General features: G+C 37.8%; 10 protein-coding genes. 8 read left to right on the forward strand and 2 right to left on the reverse strand.

Features of this window, described 5'->3' with window-relative positions; translation table 11 throughout:
- Window positions 1-20 precede the first annotated feature (20 nt).
- The 5 genes from HL290_RS02745 to HL290_RS02765 all read left to right on the forward strand — a co-directional run bounded on the left by HL290_RS02745 (window position 21) and on the right by HL290_RS02765 (window position 9,990).
- A complete protein-coding gene (locus HL290_RS02745) occupies window positions 21-4,526 on the forward strand; it encodes a translocation/assembly module TamB domain-containing protein (RefSeq protein ID WP_198495518.1) in 4,506 nt (1,501 codons plus the stop codon).
- A 324-nt stretch (window positions 4,527-4,850) separates the two neighbouring features.
- Window positions 4,851-6,086 (forward strand): lactonase family protein, encoded by a 1,236-nt coding sequence (locus tag HL290_RS02750; RefSeq protein WP_198495519.1) that lies wholly within the window; start codon window positions 4,851-4,853, stop codon window positions 6,084-6,086.
- Window positions 6,087-6,219: 133 nt separating this feature from the next.
- Window positions 6,220-6,582, forward strand: coding sequence for a hypothetical protein (locus tag HL290_RS02755; RefSeq protein ID WP_005046379.1), 363 nt, complete (start codon window positions 6,220-6,222; stop codon window positions 6,580-6,582).
- A gap of 251 nt (window positions 6,583-6,833) precedes the next feature.
- Window positions 6,834-9,473 (forward strand): bifunctional aconitate hydratase 2/2-methylisocitrate dehydratase, encoded by a 2,640-nt coding sequence (locus HL290_RS02760; protein WP_004643279.1) that lies wholly within the window; start codon window positions 6,834-6,836, stop codon window positions 9,471-9,473.
- Window positions 9,474-9,768: 295 nt separating this feature from the next.
- Complete coding sequence (locus tag HL290_RS02765; protein WP_004643278.1) at window positions 9,769-9,990, forward strand: hypothetical protein; 222 nt, start codon at window positions 9,769-9,771, stop codon at window positions 9,988-9,990.
- A gap of 84 nt (window positions 9,991-10,074) precedes the next feature.
- Here the strand turns inward: HL290_RS02765 and HL290_RS02770 are convergent, their stop codons facing one another.
- Window positions 10,075-11,532 (reverse strand): DASS family sodium-coupled anion symporter, encoded by a 1,458-nt coding sequence (locus tag HL290_RS02770; RefSeq protein WP_198495520.1) that lies wholly within the window; start codon window positions 11,530-11,532, stop codon window positions 10,075-10,077.
- Window positions 11,533-12,212: 680 nt separating this feature from the next.
- On the opposite strand from HL290_RS02770, the gene HL290_RS02775 reads away from it, so the two are divergent.
- Both HL290_RS02775 and HL290_RS02780 read left to right on the forward strand, forming a co-directional pair.
- The gene (locus HL290_RS02775; protein WP_198495521.1) at window positions 12,213-12,647 is read left to right on the forward strand and encodes a hypothetical protein; all 435 of its coding nucleotides are present in this window, start codon (window positions 12,213-12,215) and stop codon (window positions 12,645-12,647) included.
- A gap of 122 nt (window positions 12,648-12,769) precedes the next feature.
- A complete protein-coding gene (locus HL290_RS02780) occupies window positions 12,770-13,753 on the forward strand; it encodes an ion transporter (protein WP_198495522.1) in 984 nt (327 codons plus the stop codon).
- Window positions 13,754-13,779: 26 nt separating this feature from the next.
- Here the strand turns inward: HL290_RS02780 and HL290_RS02785 are convergent, their stop codons facing one another.
- Window positions 13,780-14,979 (reverse strand): MFS transporter, encoded by a 1,200-nt coding sequence (locus HL290_RS02785; RefSeq protein ID WP_198495523.1) that lies wholly within the window; start codon window positions 14,977-14,979, stop codon window positions 13,780-13,782.
- Between the two features lie 288 nt (window positions 14,980-15,267).
- Here HL290_RS02785 and HL290_RS02790 point away from each other — a divergent pair, with 288 nt between their 5' ends.
- Window positions 15,268-16,065, forward strand: coding sequence for a DUF4198 domain-containing protein (locus HL290_RS02790; RefSeq protein WP_198495524.1), 798 nt, complete (start codon window positions 15,268-15,270; stop codon window positions 16,063-16,065).
- Window positions 16,066-16,219: the final 154 nt, after the last annotated feature.

The raw sequence follows: 16,219 nt of genomic DNA on the forward strand, positions 1-16,219 counted from the left end.
AATTTTATTAGGTTTATTTTATGGCGGAAGTAGAACAGCAGCCCACTTCGGCACCTGGCTCACCTAAGAAGCGACGCATTTTGCGTAGCTTCTTGCTGACGATATTGATCATATTTTTATTATTAGCGTCTTCGTTAGTGATCATGATGTCAACAGATCGCGGAAGTCGTTTTTTATTAGATCGGGTTTTAGACGCTCAGAAAATAATTAAATATGAATACGAAGGCGGGAACTTATTGCGCGGAATTATTCTTAAGAATGTTTTGGTGCAATTAAAGGACGTTGATGTTTCATTAGATAGAGCTGACGTAGGCTTAGGCTGGCGCTCTTTATTATTAGAAAAAGAAGTGCATTTGAGCCATGCGGATGTGCGTAACTTACGTATTATTAATAAAACTCCGCCTTCTGGTAAGGCGTTTGAATTTAAGCCTATTAAGTTGCCATTTGTTCTACGTGTTGATGAAGCCGATGTTGATCATTTAGAAATTAAGCTAGCAACCTCAGATGTAAGTTTTCATGATGTTCATTTACAAGATGCGCTTTGGTCAGAGACAAAACTCGAATTTAAAAAATCTAGTATGGATATGGGCTATCTCTCAGTCCACAACGCCACAGGAAAAATGGATTTCAGTGGTAAATATCCATTAGATGCAACAGCAGATTTAAGAATCCCATCTTTAAAAAGTTTAAATATTCAAGATATTAAAGTCGCAGCTCGCGGAAGTTTAGATACTTTAAAAGCTGGGGTTGCAACAACAACTCCCGATTTGTTAACGGGTTGGGTGGTGTTGCATCCTGTTCGTGATGAAGTTCCAATGCAAGGTGAGTTATTACTCAAAAATTATCACTTACCTTTATTGGTTGAACAAAAATTATTTGCAAAAAATGGTGTGATCAAGTTTCAAGGCGATATTAAACAACTTAATTTGGCAGTTGATACAGATTTAAAGGGTGAGAATTTACCTGAAGGTCAATACAACGCTTTAATGAATACTGACTTGGTTCATCAGTTGAATATCACTGATTTTAATGGCCAAGTCATGAAAGGTGCTGTTAACCTTAAAGGTTTGGTGAATTGGAAAGATCATGTTACTTGGGATATCAAAGGCCGTTTAGATCATATTAATCCTAAAGACAAAGCAATTCCTCAGGTTGTTCAAGACTTTTTACCACCAAGTTTAGATGCTGCTGTTGCTTCAACTGGTTCTTTGGAAAAAGGGACCGAAGTATTTGCTAATGTTGATTTTGACCGTTACGAGTCTTGGAAACTTAAGTTTAATCAGGCCCCAGAAAAAAATAATAAACCTCAACCGATGCTCATGAATGTAGCTTGGACGAAAATAGACCGTGCGATGCCTTATATTGGATGGCTAAGCAGTGACAGTGGTCAGGTTGATTTAACATTACGTGATGGTCAACAAGATATTAAAGTGGCTACAAAAGTATATCAGCATGAAAAAACTTTATTGCCAGCAGGACAATATCTAGCCAATCTTAATATTAAAGATAATGTTTTAAATGTTCCCAATTTTAGTTTTACTGCTGAAAAAGGTAGCTTAACCGGTCAGGCTAAAGTGTTGCTTCCTACTGAAAAACGTCAGTTGGTTTGGAACGCATTGTTAAATGCAAAAGATTTTAACCCACAAAGTATTCATGCAGCAGCACCTGTTAATCTTTTAAATGGTTCGATTAAAGCAAATGGTTTTGCTAAACCAAACCAGCAAATCATTCAATTTGAGAAAATTGATTTAACTGGTCGACTGGCTCAAGCAGGTCAAGAGACTGTAACTTTAGGAGGTAAAAGTACAGCAGCATTATTATTCAATGATGTGAAAGCTGGTGGTGGCTTTAAAGGTTTTGCAGTTAATTATGATGGATCTTTAAAAGCCTTAAAACAGGCAAATGGTTTATTGAAGTTTTCTATAGCCGGTACACCAGATTTTATTCGAATTAATCAGTTACAGCACGATGGCGTCGCTGGAAAAATCTATGCAACAGGTTCTGTAAATTTAAAAGATGGCATTGCATGGGATATTAATAGTTCATTGGTACGTTTTAAACCCCAATATTTTACCTCAACTGTAAAAGGTGAAATTTCAGGGAATCTGAAAACCCAAGGGGTTTGGTCAGACCATTTGAAACGAATTAATATTCAGCAATTGAATCTTGCAGGCTTTATAAATAATAAACCTGTTCGAGGTAAGGGTAATTTATCTTTATTGATGGACTCTAATCAAAAGGGCTTTTTTCCTCAGCAGTTTGAAGCCAATAATTTATTTTTAGTGTATGGGCAGAATCAGCTACAAGCGACAGGTAATGCACAAAATCTAAAAATCAAGCTTAATGCACCTGCACTCTACGAGTTATATCCGGGGTTGCGTGGTCGAGCTTATGGCGATCTAAATGTACAATCGCAGCCACGTTTAAAAGCAACAGCAAATATCGCGGTAGATAACTTTGCATTTAATAATTTAGTAAGTGTGAAGAGGTTGAGTATTCAGGGAGAGCTTCCAACATCGGAAACAACACCGACTCAATTAACCGCAAAATTAGATAATTTGCGTAGTGGAAATAGACAAATTCAGTCTGCCGAATTGAATTTAACTGGAACAAGAAAAGCGCATCTATTGAAAGTACTCGGTAATAATAGTATTTCCAAATTCTACGTTCAGTTAGCAGGTGGCTTTAACCAAAATAATGATTGGTTAGGTCAAATTCAAAAAGGAAGTTTTGATTCAAGACGAATCCGTCTGGCACAAAATCAAAATGCTCCAGTGATTTTTTCTTCGGCACGGTCTGAGCTATATGTAGGTCAACACTGTTGGCAAAGTGCGAATAGCCAGCTCTGTTTTGACCAGCCGGTACGGGTAAGTAAAGCACGCGGTAATATTTCGTTTGTAACTCAGAACATGGATTTAAGTGACTTCGCGGCATTTATGCCAGAAGGCTTAGCGATGACTGGACAATTAAATGGTTATGCTAAGGCAGCGTGGGTAAATGGAGGCAATCCAAAACTTGATGCCCGTTTAATTACGCGCAAAGGTGAAATTGGTTTAGCTGCGGAAGATCCTCAAGATCCTGCAACAACGTTAGCTTATGATGAGCTAAGTGTTATTGCAAAAAGTGTATCAGAAGGTCTATTGTTCCGTGTTGATGTTAAAACACCTGATATTGGTACAGGATATGCGAATGTTATTATCAATCCATTCCAGCCATCAATGCCAATGCATGGTGAGGTCGCTTTTAATGATGTTCAATTAAAAGTCTTGAAACCATTTATCCAAGATGTGCGCACACTAAGTGGAACTTTAGCCTTGGCTGGTAAAGTCAACGGTACATTAACTCAGCCACAGTTTACTGGTGAAATGCGTCTGAAAAATGGTGCAATCAGTATGATTTCGCTGCCAGTTAATTTAACTAATGTTCAGGTTTACTCATCAATTCGTCAGAACATCGCAACCATTGATGGCGCGTTTAACAGCGGTCAAGGTGTAGGGCTTTTAAAAGGTAGTTTTGAATGGAAAGATGCACCGCGTCTTCAATTAAACCTCAAAGGTGATAATTTGCTTGTACGTCAGGCGCCATTAATTACTGCAATTGCCAATCCAAACCTTACACTTGATATGTATCCTTTCGATAAGCGTTTAAGCTTAAAAGGATCGGTGGATGTTCCTCGTGCGCGTATTTCAATGCCAGAAACAACAGCACCAGTCATTAATACTTCATCAGATGTCCGCATAGTTCGACAAGGCCAAGACCCGCTTGCAATTTTACGTGCTGCTAAACCTTGGGATATCCGAGCTGATATTACTGTTAATATTGGAAAGCAAGTAATATTCCAAGGCTTTAACAGTAATATTCCTTTAGTTGGTCGTCTAAACTTAAGTCAACGTGGCTACGAGACTGCGATGAGAGCTAACGGAGCAATCGGTGTCAGTCAAAAAGTAAAAATTGAAGCCTATGGACAAAGTCTAGATTTGAACCGAGCGATTGCACGTTTCAACGGCCCATTGGCAAACCCGACTTTAGATATTGATGCAAACAAAAATGTTCAGGGTAGTATGGTTGGAGTACGTGTTACAGGTACTGCGACATCGCCAAACATTCAAGTTTATAATGATGCAGGACTATCTGAGCAAGAAGCATTAAATGCGCTTGTTACAGGGCGTATTAATGAAGGTTCGAGTGGTTTAAGTAATGCAGAAGGCTTTAAATCTGATGTAAATAACACCATTGCTGCTGCGGGTATTAGTATGGGCTTGGGTGGTACACGTGCTTTAACTAACCAGATTGGACGTACTTTCGGTCTAAGTGGATTAGCTTTAGATGCTCAAGGTACAGGTGATGATACGCAAGTAAGTTTAACTGGCTATATCACACCGGATCTATTTATTCGTTATGGTGTCGGTGTGTTTACTCCAGTCAACAAGCTTACGTTGCGTTATCAAATGAACCGCCGTTTATACCTAGAAGCAAGTCAATCTTTAGAAAGAGCGATCGATTTATTCTACAATTGGCGTTTCTAGTAGATGGAAATTAAGCATCAGAAAAGTACGTTAGTACTGTGAATACCTTGATTGGTTTCAATCACTAATAAATAAATTAAAAGCTCACTTCAAGTGGGCTTTTAATTTGATAACACCTTCATAACATTTAAAAAAGTTGAATATTTACTATATAAACCATCGATTCTCTTAAAAGTAAGCCCACCTTGAGTAGATTTCTGATTAAAGAAAATTCACTTGAAAATTGTTGTTTTATAAATTAGTTTTCAGAAACATTAAATGAAATTAGATTGATAATACCTTGTTGATAAGTGCAAATAAGGTGAATTTTTCAAGGAAATAAACGTGAAAATAGATACTTATGCTGAAATAAAATATGGCAAGGACAACGATACAAATATTAAATATCGTGGGCTAATTCACAAATTAACAGCAACATTGTCGTTGACGCTTTTGTCATTTGGATTGTGCTCCACCGTAAATGCCGCACAGCAACAAATCGCTTTAGTGGGGACATGGACATCTATCCCTGATGCACCACTTGTGCAAAAACCAAAACAAGCCAGTGAAGGTTTGTACCAGCTTCAAGTGAATAGCAATGGGACTTTAACTCCTGTTAAAGTGTTGAAAATGAAAAGTCCTTCTTGGATTGTAAAATCGAAAGATGGTCGTTTTGCATATACGACTAATGAAGAAAATGAAGGAGCGGTGACTGCTTTATCGGTTCAAAACGGAAAGGTGGAGGTGTTGAACACAGTGGATAGCCATGGTGGACATCCAACACACGCATCAATCAGTTTAGATGGTAAATTCCTGTTTGTGTCGAACTATTCAGCATTCGATAAAGGTCGTGGTGGGGTGGCTGTTTTGCCAATTTTGCCAAACGGCCATTTGGGTGAAATGGTTCAAAATATTGTTTTCGCGGATGGTTCTGGTCATGTCAAAGGCCGTCAGGAGAGTGGTCATGCACATTCGACAACTTTCAGCCCAGATGGTAAGTATTTATATGCTAGCGATCTTGGAAATGACAAAGTCTATACCTTTCGTTATAACCCGAATAAGCCTCAACCACTCGAAGCGGATAGCATTCGAGATGTGACCTTTAAGCACGGTTCTGGCCCGCGTCATATGGTCTTTTCACCAAATGGCAAACATGCGTACATTACCGCAGAAATGCGAAGTGAAATTGTGACATTTAACGTGCAAGATGGTCATTTGAAAAAAGTAGCTGAGCTAAAACTAATTCACGAGGACAAAACACCTGAATTTAAGAGTGCGAGTGGAATTATCCTTAGTCCAGATGGCAAATATGTGATTGCTGCCAATCGTGGTGCAGACAATAAACTTTTGGTATTTAAAATTCAGCAGAATGGATTGCTAGCTAAACCAGCAGTTTATAAAGCGAATGGTATTGAACCACGGGCTTTTTCCTTCGATGCGTCTGGTAAATACCTATATGTGACAAACGTTTTTAGTAATAACATTAGTTTATTTCGCTTTGATGCAAAAAATGGCACCTTAAAACCTGCTGGTGATGCAGCAAAAATATCAACACCGACTGATATCAAATTTTTTAATTAACCAGACTCATGAAACTGGCATTTCTAATGCTTGTATAAAAAGACCGAGGTTTTTATCTCGGTTTTTTTATGGCAATTTTTGCAAAAATGATGATTTTCCGTATGATATCAACAGCAATAATTAGTGTAGTGAAATGATGAAAAAGATTTTATTGATTGCAATGAGTTTGTTCTTTGTCGGTTGTTCAGAAAAGAAGCCTTTAACACCCGAAGAGCAGTGGCATGGCTTTTGTACTAGCGTAGGAAATGCAGCGAGAAGTATTGTTTTTGATCGTCAGCAAGCAATTGAAAAAACTCAAGCAGTTGAACATGCAAATAAGATTGAAGATGACATTACGAAAAAATTTATTCTTAATGTTATTGAAAAAGTTTATGCAATTCCAAAAGAAGAACTGACAAAAGATTCTCAAGCACTCCAAGAAAAAGTTAGAAAGCAAGCGATGGATGAGTGTTTGGCAACACCTCATGACAAAATGCCAAAATATAAATCGTTCTAATTGTGTAAGGTTATTGAATTTCCTCTCATGTAAGGCATTTTTGCTTAAAAATAGCCCAGATTTGGCTAATATGCTTATTATTTATACATGGGTATTTAGATACAAAATAATGGGCATCACGGAGAAACACCCCGTTTTCATTAACTTTTACCTTGAACTCTAGTAAACTTTTGTAGTCCATATTACTTGTGAAGCTTTTTAAGAAAGCTGGAATTTGCAAGTAATTTTTCAAAAAAAGAGGAATGAACACCGTGCTAGAAGCTTACCGCCAACACGTTGAAGAACGTGCCGCACTCGGAGTCCCACCGAAGCCACTTGATGATGCTCAAACAGCTCAGCTTGTTGAACTATTAAAAAATCCACCAGCAGGCGAAGAAGCGTTCTTGGTTGATTTGCTTGAAAACCGTGTTCCTGCAGGTGTTGACCAAGCAGCTTACGTAAAGGCAGCGTTCTTGGCAGCAATTGCAAAAGGCGAAGCAACTTCACCACTCGTTTCTAAAGAGCGTGCAGTTTACTTACTTGGCACCATGCTTGGTGGTTATAACGTAGCACCACTTGTTGAGCTTCTTGACAATGCTGAACTTGCAAGCCTAGCTGCTGAAGCGTTGAAGAAAACACTTCTTGTATTTGATGCATTCCATGACGTAGCAGATAAAGCAAAAGCGGGTAATGCCAATGCTAAAGCTGTTTTACAATCTTGGGCAGACGCAGAATGGTTCACAAGCCGTCCTGACGTTCCAGAAGAAATCAAAATCACTGTGTTCAAAGTAACTGGTGAAACAAATACTGATGACTTGTCTCCAGCACAAGATGCTTGGAGCCGTCCAGATATCCCATTACACGCAAATGCAATGTTGAAAAACGAGCGTGATGGTATCAATCCTGAAAAACCAGGTGAAGTTGGTCCATTAAACCAAATCAAAGAACTCATCGCGAAAGGCAACCAAGTTGCTTATGTTGGTGACGTTGTTGGTACGGGTTCTTCACGTAAATCTGCAACTAACTCTGTTCTTTGGTTCTTCGGTGACGAACTTCCACACATTCCAAACAAAAAAGATGGTGGTGTGTGCTTAGGTTCTAAAATCGCTCCAATTTTCTTTAATACAATGGAAGACGCAGGTGCATTACCTGTAGAAATCGACGTTGCTAACATGAACATGGGCGACGAAGTAGTATTGAAAATTGATCATGCTGCTGCAAAAGTTACTGCTTTTAAAGATGGCGTACAAATTTCAGAAGCAGAACTTAAAACTCCAGTACTTTTAGACGAAGTACGTGCTGGTGGTCGTATTAACTTGATCATTGGTCGTGGTTTGACAACTAAAGCACGTGAAGAATTAGGTCTTGCACCTTCTACATTGTTCCGTACACCTGTACAACCTGCTGACACTGGCAAAGGCTTCACGCAAGCTCAGAAAATGGTTGGTCGTGCATGTGGTTTAGCTGAAGGTCAAGGTATCCGTCCGGGTACTTACTGTGAACCTAAGATGACTACAGTTGGTTCTCAAGATACAACTGGTCCAATGACTCGTGACGAGTTAAAAGACTTAGCTTGCTTGGGCTTCTCTGCAGACTTGGTAATGCAGTCTTTCTGTCACACTGCTGCATATCCAAAACCAGTTGACGTAACAACTCACCATACATTACCTGACTTCATCATGAACCGTGGTGGTGTATCTTTACGTCCAGGTGACGGTATTATCCACTCTTGGTTAAACCGTATGTTACTTCCAGATACAGTTGGTACTGGTGGTGACTCACATACTCGTTTCCCAATTGGTATTTCATTCCCTGCGGGTTCTGGTCTTGTTGCGTTCGCAGCTGCAACTGGCGTTATGCCACTTGATATGCCAGAGTCTGTACTTGTTAAGTTCAAAGGTAAAATGCAACCTGGTATCACTTTACGTGACCTTGTACATGCAATTCCTTACTACGCGATTCAAGCGGGTGACTTAACTGTAGAGAAGAAAGGTAAGAAAAACATCTTCTCTGGTCGTATCCTTGAGATCGATTTATCAGAAATGGAAAATGACTTGACTGTTGAGCAAGCATTTGAACTTTCTGATGCATCTGCTGAACGTTCTGCTGCTGGCTGTTCAATCACACTTTCTGAAGAGAAAGTTGCTGAATACTTACGTTCTAACATCACCATGTTGAAGTGGATGATAGCAGAAGGTTATGGCGATGCTCGTACAATGGCGCGCCGTGCTGAAAACATGCAGAAGTGGTTAGACAACCCAAGCTTATTAAAAGCTGATGCTGATGCAGAATACTTAAAAGTTTACGAAATCGATCTTGCTGACATCAAAGAACCAATTCTTTGCTGCCCGAACGATCCAGATGACGCGAAACTTCTTTCTGACGTTCAAGGCGACAAAATTGATGAAGTATTCATCGGTTCTTGTATGACTAACATCGGTCACTTCCGTGCAGCTGGTCAGTTACTTGACAAAGTACCTAGTGGTTCATTGTCTACTCGTTTATGGTTGGCTCCACCAACACGTATGGACGAGCACCAATTAATGGAAGAAGGCTTGTATAACATCTATGGTCGTGCTGGTGCGCGTACAGAGATGCCAGGCTGTTCACTTTGTATGGGTAACCAAGCACGTGTAGCACCGAACACAACATGTGTATCGACTTCTACTCGTAACTTCCCGAACCGTTTAGGTCAAGGTGCAAATGTTTACTTAGCGTCTGCTGAGCTTGCATCTGTAGCTGCGGTTCTTGGTAAATTACCAAGCCCAGAAGAATATCAACAGTACGCGTCGCAAATCGACAGCGCTTCTGCTGAGATCTACAAATACTTAAACTTCGACAAGATGAGCGAATATACTAAAGAGGCTGATCAAGTTGATACTAAGAAAATCTCTGCTGCTCAATTGACTTAAGGAGCTAGGATCAAGAAAAGCCGATAGGCTTTTCCCTAGCGCAAGAGCAAAGCTATGCTTTGCTTGAGCAAAAAGATAAAATAAGGGCTGATTAATCAGCCCTTATTTTTTTTGAAAAAATCCCTAATTAATCTAAATTTTAATATCAAGGTTTAAATCAAAAAATTGTAGTAACTTCTGCGCTATACATATCCCACCATTTTAATTGACATGGTCCAGTATTTTGTCTTTACAATTTAATCAATCCATCATTTAATTATTGAAAATGAGTGATTTAAAAAGTTGATTCAACTAAATGGCGAAACAGTCCCGCTTCTTATGTATTGGTGGATTTCTTAACGGTTCTGCTGTTAAAGATCAAGGTGATAGTTTTATCTGTGTCGAAAATAATAAACAAGTAACCTATCATAAAAAGGAAATCTTCCATCAAGACTCATGGGATCAAGATTACTACGTATGTGAAACGACAACAGACCAGCAAGCACGAAATTGGGTTTATGATATCAAGCCTGATTAATTAAGCAGATATCATTTAGTAATTTTTAAAATAAGTATATGAAAAAGCCCCATCACAAGGGGCTTTTTTAAAACTAAAACAATGCTACCAATAACCCAACACTTTCCACCAAAGTCCGCCAATCACTACAAAGATTATGATATTAACCACGCTCATGACAAAGCCAGCCTTCCACCATTCACCCAGAGTGGTGTAACCCGAACCGAACACTACTGGGGAAGTGCCAGTCGCATAATGGGTTAAGGTCATCATAATACTTGAAGCCGCTGCCATCATTAAGGCAAACAACATTGGCGGTGCACCGAGTGCAAGTCCTGCCGTATAAAAGGCTGCGAACATCGCGGTAATATGTGCCGTAGTGCTAGCAAACATATAATGTGCATACAGATAGGCAAGCATTAATAATAAACAAGCTGGCATCCAGCTTAGACCTAAATGGCCAATACTGGTTTCTAAGACACTAGAGAACCATGTAATCAAGCCAAGCTTATTTAAATAAGTTGCCATCATGACTAATGCAGCGAACCAAGTAATGGTATCCCACGCGCTTTTTTGAGTCAGGATATCATCCCAAGTTAAAACACCTGTAAGTAGCAATAATCCTAAACCAATAAAGGCAGTTGTAGTTGGGTCAACAGCCCAAGTAGAGCCAAAAATCATGGCAGGAATACCCGCCCATAGCATCAATAAAATACCGAATACACCAAGCATAATGATTTCATTTTTACTGACAGGTCCCATTTCTTTTAATTTAGTTTTAGCAAACTGAGCTGCATTAGGTGTTTCTTTGACTTCGGGTGGATACATCAAATACATAATCAAAGGCATGATGATTAAAGCAATTAATCCAGGTAGTAACATCGCCAGTGCCCATGTACTCCAACTTAAAGAAATTTCACTGTGGGTAGCCTTTGCCACTAAATCAACTACTAATGGATTAGGGGCAGTTGCCGTAATGAACATTGCAGAGGTAATCGGGTTGGCTTGGTAGTTAACCAATGATAAGTATTTTCCCATCTGACCTTCAGTGCCTTTAGCAGGATCGGAGTCATAACTAGTAGAAATTGCCAGTACAATCGGGTGAATAATTCCACCACCACGTGCCGTATTGCTGGGTGTTACAGGGGCGAGAATGAGTTCGGAAAGCACCATGCTATAGCCGATACCAATGGTTTTTTTGCCCCAAACTGCGATAAATAAATAGCCTAACCGTGCACCTAATCCAGTTTTTTGCAAACCTTTAGAGATCATGATGGAAATACCAATCAACCAGATTAAGGGATTTGCAAAGCTACTAAGGGCATCTTGAATGGCTCCACTTGGGCTGTCATTGGTAACACCTGTCACAGCGACTAAGGTGATAGCAATAATGGCAATGGCACCAATTGGCATAGCTTTACCGATGATTGCGGCAATCACACCTACAAACATCGCTAATAAATGCCATGCATCAGGATCAACACCTGCGGGTACAGGAATCACAAACCAGATTAACAATGTAATAAATAAAGAAATAAGTGTAGGGAGGGCTTTAAATCCCATGTAATTTCCCCTTGTTTTCATATGTTTAAAAAAATTTAAAGTTCTTTATGAGTGAATCGCTAAAGAAATAAATATTAAAGTTCTATTATCGATTAAATGATACAAAAATTCAAAAAACTTAAAAATCACGAGCGGGAAGTACTAATTTTCATCTTAATAAAAGGGTGAAATGGATGAGATTTTTTTGTTAAGAATTTCTTTTGTTTATTTGGTATTATTAAGTTTTTCTGAAATTTTAGCTCTGAAATTGATTCCAAAATTATAAATTCTCTGTATGGATATCAGCCTAATAAATAGTACCTAGTGTTGTTAGTTTTAGAAAAAGCTATAAAGATATCTAATTAAATTAATATATTTTAATACTAATTTTTAGAAAATATTAAAGATCAGAAAATAAATTATATATCTACATTAAGATATAAATGGCATAAAAAATTATTAAATAAAATAACTTATATATGATTTTGATTAAAAAATAGTCTTCCTGAGTTATTGTTTTTATTAAAAGTGTGAAATGAGTCATGAGTTTATTTGAAAACACTAAATAAATCATTTTTTAATTTGATATATATAAAATTAAATATAGTAGTAGAAATTAAGTGGTTTTTTGTTTTAAAATAATTAAACGAACTTAAAAATAATTAAAAAAAATATGAGTATTTTATATAGGGAATTTGAGAATGCTAAAGACGATAGTTGAATTTAAATTTGATGATTATCAACACTATGATCAAAAAACACACTCTGGTGAAGAAGGTGTTTTAGTTCAAAAAACTGAAGATATTGCACAATATATTTTTAGTATTTTGAAAAATAGATATCATTTAAATATAGAGCTATATAGTGAAAACTGGGGATGGCAAATTGAAATTCCTTTGCCTGAGATAACCATGTATCTTGGAATCAGTGTCTATGAAGAATATAGCAATGGATTCGCAATTTTTATTTCTCCAAATACACCTATTTTAAGAAAGTTTTTATTTAGAAAGCTTGATATTACTCATCACATTATGTTGCTGCAAAACTATATTAATCTTATTTTGAAATCACATGCAGCTATCTATGATGTGCAGTGGTGGAAAGAAAATGAATTCCGATGTGTAGCGGTGAATTGATCTAAGAAAAAAGTAGAAAATTTTAAATGTCCAAGTGAGTGAAGGAAAATTTATTAAAGACTATATTGGTGAATAGAGGGCGAGAGCTTACTATGTCTTGAATATCAAGTGGTCAGATCAATATGCAAAATTCAGCTTGGAAGGGATTGCGTAAGTTTTTCTATAATAATCTTCATAATCATGACTATGAAACTACGGTAAGTAGGTGTATTAATTATTTTTTAGTTGTCTTAATTGTTGGTAACGTCGCTGCCATTTTATTAGAAACAGTAAATGATTTGTACACAAGTTATCATGTTTGGTTCGACTATTTTGAAAATATCTCAATTGCAATTTTTAGTGTTGAATATCTATTAAGGCTATGGAGTATCGCAGATCGAGATACGACACAATCTGCATGGAAAATCCGCTTGAGCTGGATGAAAAGCGGGGAAGCAATTATTGATTTGATGGCAATCTTACCTGCTTATCTCAATTTCTTCGTACGAATCGATCTTCGTATACTCAGAATATTACGTTTACTTCGTTTATTAAAATTGACACGGTATTTTATCTCACTACAGATATTGTTATGTGTGATTAAGCGTGAGAAGGGCTCTTTTCAGGCAGTTATCTTTATTTTAATTATTATGATTATTATGACTGCTTCTGGCATTTATGTGGTTGAAAATAAGGCTCAGCCAGAAGCTTTTAGTTCAATACCTAAATCTATGTGGTGGGCGGTGGTTACTTTAACCACAGTAGGTTATGGCGATGTCACCCCAGTGACCAGCTTAGGAAAGTTACTAGGCGCACTCATTACCATTTTAGGTGTTGGTATTGCAGCGTTACCAGCTGGTATTTTAGCATCTGGGCTTGCAAATGAACTCAATCAACGGAATCAAAGACTAGAGCAAGAGTTTCGTGAGTTACTCCAGGTACGAGGGATTGATATTCTACATGATGAAGCTGAAATAGAACGAATCCGCCAAAAAGTAGGCCTGCCAAAAGAACAAGCGCATAACCTGATTATTCAAATTATGCGTGAAAAAGTATTAGAGGAAGAAGAGTCAGTTAGAGAGAAAAAATGTTATTGTCCACACTGTGGTGGAAAGCTAACTGATTAGAAATAATAAGTTAGCATCTTCTTTGATTAAATTTTCTTACTGGCTTTTTCTACTGCAAAGGCAATAAGTAAAATGATAAGACCACCGAGGCTCAAGACAAAACCAACCCAAATTGGCGCGATCCAGCCCATTTGGTGACTGAGTACCCAGCCACCTAAAAATGCACCTAATGCGTTGGCCATATTAAAGGCAGAGTGGTTGAGTGACGCTGCTAATGTTTGAGCATCGCCAGCGACATCCATTAGACGAGTCTGTAATGCTCCACCTAATCCCATTACGGTAAGACCAATTAAGAATAAAGATGCTATAGCAGTATAAATATTACTCATTAAGAAACTAGCCACCACAAAAGCGATAGCTGAGCTAATGAGTACGCCTACAATCGTTTTATTCAGATTTTTATCTGCAAGCCATCCTGCGGCTAAGCCACCAATAACCATACCAATACCCCAAATAGCCAAAGCGATAGGGACGATTTGGATATTCACTTGTGTATATTCAGTCAAAATAGGTGAGACATAGCTGTAAACAGAAAACATGCCTCCAAAACCGATTGCACCTACCGCTAGTGTTAACCACATGTTGATATTTTTAAGGCCAGCTAATTCTGTTTTTATGCTTGCTTTTGCTTGGACTGGAATATTGGGTACAAAGAAGCCAACAGCAATTAAGGTGAAGAAAGCGATAGTCGCTGAAAATTCAAAGCCAGCTCTCCAACCAAAATTTTGACCTAACCAAGTTGCCAAAGGTACACCAATTACAGTTGCAACTGTAAGACCCATCATCATTTGGGCAACAGCCGATGCTCTTCGTGAAGGACCTGCTAGTTCAGCTGCCACTAATGCCCCGACTCCAAAATATGCCCCGTGCGGTAAACCTGCAATAAAACGTGAGATTAGAACAGTTTCAGGTGTATGGGCTAAAGCGGTACAGGCATTTGCGATACCATAAAAAAGCATTAAGCCAAGTAATAATGTTTTTCTAGGAACTTTAGCTCCAAGAATAGCGATGATGGGAGCACCAATAACCACACCTAATGCATAAGCACTAATAAAGTGTCCAGCTTCTGGTACTGTAATTTTTAAGTTATTGGCAATTTCCTGAATCAGTCCCATTGCGACGAATTCGCTGGTTCCAATACAAAAACCACCTACAGCGAGTGAGAAAATTGCTAAAAATAGTGAATAGTGTTGATGTGTAGATAGAGGAGATTGCGGGGACGCCATAATAGGTTAAGAAGAGACTCAAAAAAGAGCAGTATAAGGGAAAAGAGTACAGAATAATAAAAAACTAAAATTAAGACTGCCGAGGCTAAATGCAAAATCAACCAGATTGGAACGATTCAATCCATTTGGTGACTAAGAACTCAACCAGTTTCTTTTTGAATAAAAGATTAGGGAATTTTAAGTTTGAACATTAAATGATAATAATAATGATTTTTATTTATGTATACTGTAGCAGCGTATCTTTTGTCTGAAATTTTTTAACTTTGTGTACAACAGGATTTTGTAAGAATGAATAAATTTTTAATTGTGCCTCTTGCATTTATATGTACCACAGGCTTTGCTCATGAGCCCTATGTAGCGCCTTTAGCTTATAAAACAGAACAAACTCAAGTACCCGTAATTGCAGGTTATGCCGAAGAAGCATTAAATAGTGAGCATGCTTTAAAGGATGCCAAGCTTACTGTAATTACTCCTAAAAATGAGCTTAAGACGATTACTGCGGAGGCTTTGCATAAATCGGCCACGGTTTTTGATGTCGATTTGCCAGAAGAGGGAACTTATATCATTCAGACACAAGCAAGTTATCCTTTAAAATATGTATATGACCAAAAAACATGGCATTTATTTTTTGATATGCCAGCTGATAAAGCCCCACCGAAAGCAGAACGTGAATATTTAATTCCAGCTGACATTAAAGCGAAAAATATTAAAACAGAAGAAGTAACACGAGAGTGGGTATTACAAAGTTATCTTTCTAAAGGAAAAGTTTCGGATATTCAATTTCCAAACACACCGATTAAAGTTAACTTTTCTGTACATCCCAACACAATTAAAGTTGCTCAACCTGTTAAATTAACCATAAGTGAGAAAGGAACGAGTCTCGCGAATGCTGAAATTAATTTAAGAGAAAAAGGCGCGACTGATAAACAAGTGCAGCAGTTTAAAGCAGATAGCAACGGTCAGGTTGAGCTTAAATTTCCAAAGGCTGGAGAGTATTTAGTAGAAGTAACAGCTCCACTAAATTTAAAGGTAAAACCTAAAAATCAAAGTTATACGATTGTTAGCTTAAATGTGTGGGCGCAGTAATTATTACTTTTTATAAGAAATAGACCTAGATTGGGTCTATTTTTTGTTTTTATAAAATTCTTTTCGATTTCAATTAAGCAGTAATTGTAAGCTACACAGTTGTACCTTCACCTTTAAATTAAAAAAATTCATCTGATAGGAAAATTATGAAAAA

Origin of the sequence: Acinetobacter sp. AC1-2 (assembly GCF_016124155.1) — a bacterium.
Taxonomy (GTDB): Bacteria; Pseudomonadota; Gammaproteobacteria; order Pseudomonadales; family Moraxellaceae; genus Acinetobacter; species Acinetobacter calcoaceticus.

What these genes read in the sequence shown, in the direction of transcription:
- HL290_RS02745 (WP_198495518.1), top strand. Translation starts at nt 21, where the DNA reads ATGGCGGAAGTAGAACAGCAGCCCACTTCGGCACCTGGCTCACCTAAG.
- HL290_RS02755 (WP_005046379.1), top strand. Translation starts at nt 6,220, where the DNA reads ATGATGAAAAAGATTTTATTGATTGCAATGAGTTTGTTCTTTGTCGGT.
- HL290_RS02765 (WP_004643278.1), top strand. Translation starts at nt 9,769, where the DNA reads ATGGCGAAACAGTCCCGCTTCTTATGTATTGGTGGATTTCTTAACGGT.
- HL290_RS02770 (WP_198495520.1), bottom strand. Translation starts at nt 11,532, where the DNA reads ATGGGATTTAAAGCCCTCCCTACACTTATTTCTTTATTTATTACATTG.
- HL290_RS02775 (WP_198495521.1), top strand. Translation starts at nt 12,213, where the DNA reads ATGCTAAAGACGATAGTTGAATTTAAATTTGATGATTATCAACACTAT.
- HL290_RS02780 (WP_198495522.1), top strand. Translation starts at nt 12,770, where the DNA reads ATGCAAAATTCAGCTTGGAAGGGATTGCGTAAGTTTTTCTATAATAAT.
- HL290_RS02785 (WP_198495523.1), bottom strand. Translation starts at nt 14,979, where the DNA reads ATGGCGTCCCCGCAATCTCCTCTATCTACACATCAACACTATTCACTA.
- HL290_RS02790 (WP_198495524.1), top strand. Translation starts at nt 15,268, where the DNA reads ATGAATAAATTTTTAATTGTGCCTCTTGCATTTATATGTACCACAGGC.